The 3465-nt window shown below is 39.1% G+C and carries 5 protein-coding genes and 1 tRNA gene; 3 read left to right on the top strand and 3 right to left on the bottom strand.

Annotation, left to right across the window (positions count from 1 at the left end; all coding sequences use genetic code 11):
• Positions 1-29: 29 nt before the first annotated feature.
• Positions 30-119: transfer RNA gene (locus ACTF6W_RS01430), tRNA-Ser, on the top strand.
• An 88-nt stretch (positions 120-207) separates the two neighbouring features.
• Positions 208-795: a hypothetical protein gene (locus ACTF6W_RS01425; RefSeq protein WP_438992758.1), complete on the top strand. Its 588-nt coding sequence runs from the start codon at positions 208-210 to the stop codon at positions 793-795.
• Here the strand turns inward: ACTF6W_RS01425 and ACTF6W_RS01420 are convergent.
• Positions 792-1490 carry a hypothetical protein gene (locus ACTF6W_RS01420; protein ID WP_438992757.1) on the bottom strand — a complete coding sequence of 233 codons (699 nt, stop codon included), beginning with the start codon at positions 1488-1490 and terminating at the stop codon, positions 792-794. The genes ACTF6W_RS01425 and ACTF6W_RS01420 overlap by 4 nt on opposite strands.
• A 131-nt stretch (positions 1491-1621) precedes the next feature.
• Here ACTF6W_RS01420 and ACTF6W_RS01415 point away from each other — a divergent pair, with 131 nt between their 5' ends.
• Positions 1622-1993: a hypothetical protein gene (locus ACTF6W_RS01415; RefSeq protein WP_438992756.1), complete on the top strand. Its 372-nt coding sequence runs from the start codon at positions 1622-1624 to the stop codon at positions 1991-1993.
• An 11-nt stretch (positions 1994-2004) separates the two neighbouring features.
• On the opposite strand, the gene ACTF6W_RS01410 is transcribed toward ACTF6W_RS01415, so the two are convergent.
• Both ACTF6W_RS01410 and ACTF6W_RS01405 read right to left on the bottom strand, forming a co-directional pair.
• Positions 2005-2802 (bottom strand): phytanoyl-CoA dioxygenase family protein, encoded by a 798-nt coding sequence (locus ACTF6W_RS01410; protein WP_438992755.1) that lies wholly within the window; start codon positions 2800-2802, stop codon positions 2005-2007.
• Positions 2795-3465: APC family permease (locus ACTF6W_RS01405; protein WP_438992754.1), on the bottom strand; the 671-nt coding region annotated here is incomplete at its 5' end. The genes ACTF6W_RS01410 and ACTF6W_RS01405, both read right to left, overlap by 8 nt.

Raw genomic sequence — 3465 nt, 5'->3', positions numbered from 1 at the left:
TCATGCACGCACATCGCGATACATCTTATGGAGAGGTGGCAGAGCGGTTGAATGCACTAGTCTTGAAAACTAGCAAGGGTGCAAGCCCTTCGTGGGTTCGAATCCCACCCTCTCCGCCATTTATTTAGCAGATCATATGATCTGCTTTTTTTTTATATTTTTTTAGTGTAGATATATTTGATCGAAACAAATGATATGGGAGTTCTATTGAGTACCGCTGAAAATACTATCCAACTAGTGCCAAAAAGAAAATGTGGTGGTTGCAATGTCTGTTGTCATTCTCTTCAGATTGAAACAACGGGGCTCGTTAAAAGACCTAATGAGAGATGCCACAACCTTTCTAAAGGCGGGAAATGCGGGCTATATCCGGATTGGCCTAGCTTATGTCAGGAATATTTCTGTGCATGGCGTGCTTTGCCGGACCTTGGTGATGAATGGCGGCCGGATAAAATGAATGTTTTACTTGAATTTTCACAAGAAAATTTTCCACCCCCTTTTTCCGGTAGAACTGGTTTTAGAATTACCATCTTGGACAAATCGAGAGTAAGATCAAATTATAAACTTGCTACATTCGTAGCAAGCCAAATTAAAAATGGCGTACCTTGTATACTCTCCTACGGAAACAATCGCGGTGAGAACCCTGCCACAGTTTTCTTAAATGTTGCTTTACAACGCGCCGTTATGAGCGGACAAAATAAAGCTATCAGCCAAGAAATACTTAAAGCCGTCAATGTTTGTGAAAAAATGCCAAAACAAAAAACCATCATTGAAGATGGCAAAATTATTGACGTTTAATCCATTTCATTAATGCTTATGCTATACACTCTCCATTGATTGTTCGGATCGTCACCTTGCATAAGATTACCAGATACCCAGCCACTTTCAGAAGCTTGAACGACACGAGATATGTTGACTTTAGTATTAAAGGTGCTGAAGTTATGAGTTGAAGCCTGCTGACCAATAGTATGTTTAACATTCCCGCCAGATGATCCCCATGCATCGACAATAATTTCGATTAGATATTTTTTATCTTTTTCAAGGTTAAAACTATAGGTTAGAAGCCCTGGAATAACGCCCTTTGAAAAAGCAACAAAATTATTGCTGTTACTTAAATTTGTAGATTGCGGGTATTGATATGCAAGATAAGCCCTATTATGAAACGCGGGGGCTTTAGGGGTTAATGTTACATTTAATTTTCCTTTTGGGGCTTGTTGTAACGTTCCCATACCACCAGGCCTAGGTGACGGATTTGCAGGAATTGCACGTATCGAAGTTGCGGGACTTTGTTGAGACGCACCATTTGTCACAACCGCCAATTCAGACGTGCGATGAACATCCGCCGGTTTAATTATCGTTACAGCTCTATTCATTGTTCTCGCTGGAGTTTTAATTTGTGCAGCTATTTTTGCCCTAGTTTGTGCACTTGCATTACTTAAAGGTGCAATTGAGATTAATGACAAAGATATTACTACTGATAACAAAATTTTCATGTTCTTCTCCCTAAGAAATTACCTTATTTTCCCCATATAATTTATAATATACCATAGTTTTACATTTTTTGCTTATTGGAATTTCTTTATTGCTGTAGAGTGGTGATCACACAATCTTTGAAAGGTACACTATGAATTTAAAATCAATTATTTTTTCTACACTAATCGCTGCAGGACTAAGTGCATGTGGTGATAGTTCTTCTGACAATAACACTGCAGCAAATGATGCAGCATCGGATATGGCCGAACAATCTTCATCTGCAATGGATTCTGCATCAGAAACTGCTGGTGAAATGGCTGATCAAGCTGAAGAAATGGCCGGGGAAGCCATGGATCAAGCTGAAGAGATGGCCGACGATGCTATGGATAAAGCTGGTGAAATGGCAGACGATGCCATGGATAAAGCTGAAGAAGTCATGGAAGACGCGAAAGAAGAAGGTTCAAATATGATGGATGCAGCAGAAGACAAAGCATCTGAAATGAACGTAACTCCTCCTATGTAATTAGAAAGTAATTATTTCTCCCATACGACGGGAAATAATTCGCAATCCAATTTTTCCCCGGGCGCAAGTCCGGGGTCAAATGGAATATCCGCCGTTGCGATACGCGGGTCCCACACCACATCATCACCCGTCCATCGCGTTGCATATCCACGACGCCTTACTTTTGCCGCGCTGTTACCTTTAGCACCATGAATGATATTTGCATGATGGATCAAGCAATCACCCGGTTTTAAATCATAACAAACAATATCCGTTTCTGAATATGTTTCTTCAATATCTGGCATAAACGGTAAATCGGTTTGATTATAATGATCATGGCCGTCACCACTAAAACTCTCTGGTCGATAAGATTGTCTAAGATGCGATCCTTTAATATACCTTACGCCGCCTGTCTCTTCTGAAACATGATCCATTGCAAACCAAATTGAACAAATTTGCTCACCTTTAATTTTCCAATATGGTCCATCCTGATGCCATGGGGTTGGCTCAATTGATCCCGGCTCTTTAACAAGCAAATGATCAAAGAACATGTTAATTTTAGTTGAACCCATTAAGTCGGCGGCTATTTTCGCCGCTTCACTTTCAAAAACAAATTTTTTAAAATCATCGTTTCGGGTCCAAATATATTGGTCACCAAAAAATCGTGTCGATTTTTCCTCGTCGGCATATTCTTCTGCAAGCTCACCAGGGTTATTCATATTTTCTTCGGTAGCGTTTCTAAGAAATTCAATCCATTTGGGATCAAATGCGTTCGTTAATTTAATCACCCCTTCTTTGGCATATTTGTCGCGTAAATCTTGATTAATCATTTTGCTGACCTCTCTTCGCAATCAAATATATCAAACTACCAATCGTAAAAACGCCCAAAATTAACCCACCGATTATGGGATTGTTGAATATATGCATAATGATAAATGCCGCAGAAATTAGAAAGAGAAGTACCGAGACAATTTTAATAACAGGTTTTGGTAATTTAAATTCTGCACTGTCATATTCATCCTTCATGATCTTAGGAATGCGATATAAACTTACGGCAATGAATAATTGCTGTAATAATAATCCTATAACCGCTACCAGTGCATATTCCTCAACACCACTTCCCAACAGCACCACTAGAACACTTAATAAGGTATATGTAATAATCGCATTTGCCGGCGTGTTAAATCGTTTGGTTTTAGTTGATAAAAATGACGGGAAAATTCTTGCTTCTGCAATAACCAATATATCACGCGAATAACCTAATATTAATCCATTAACCGTCGTGGCTGCTGCCGCAATAATTGAAATCACCAATGATGTTATAACCCAATTTGGTAGAAAGCTTTCTGCAACCTCTAGGACAGGAGTTTGCATTTCTGCAAAAGGTATATCGGTATTTATGCCACTTAAAATTAGTGAAACTCCACCATATGAACCAAGTACAAGCACAAAACTAATTGCCAAGCCTAGTGGTATATTTTTTGAAGGGTTTT

The sequence above is a fragment of the Pseudemcibacter sp. genome, from assembly GCF_965661635.1.
In the GTDB taxonomy this organism is placed as follows: domain Bacteria; phylum Pseudomonadota; class Alphaproteobacteria; order Sphingomonadales; family Emcibacteraceae; genus Pseudemcibacter.
Note: the sequence above shows the minus strand (reverse complement) of the source record. Positions and strands in the feature narration are given on the sequence as shown.

Excerpts from the sequence above, each read along its gene's own strand:
- ACTF6W_RS01420 (WP_438992757.1), bottom strand. The coding sequence starts at position 1,490 with ATGAAAATTTTGTTATCAGTAGTAATATCTTTGTCATTAATCTCAATT.
- ACTF6W_RS01415 (WP_438992756.1), top strand. The coding sequence starts at position 1,622 with ATGAATTTAAAATCAATTATTTTTTCTACACTAATCGCTGCAGGACTA.
- ACTF6W_RS01410 (WP_438992755.1), bottom strand. The coding sequence starts at position 2,802 with ATGATTAATCAAGATTTACGCGACAAATATGCCAAAGAAGGGGTGATT.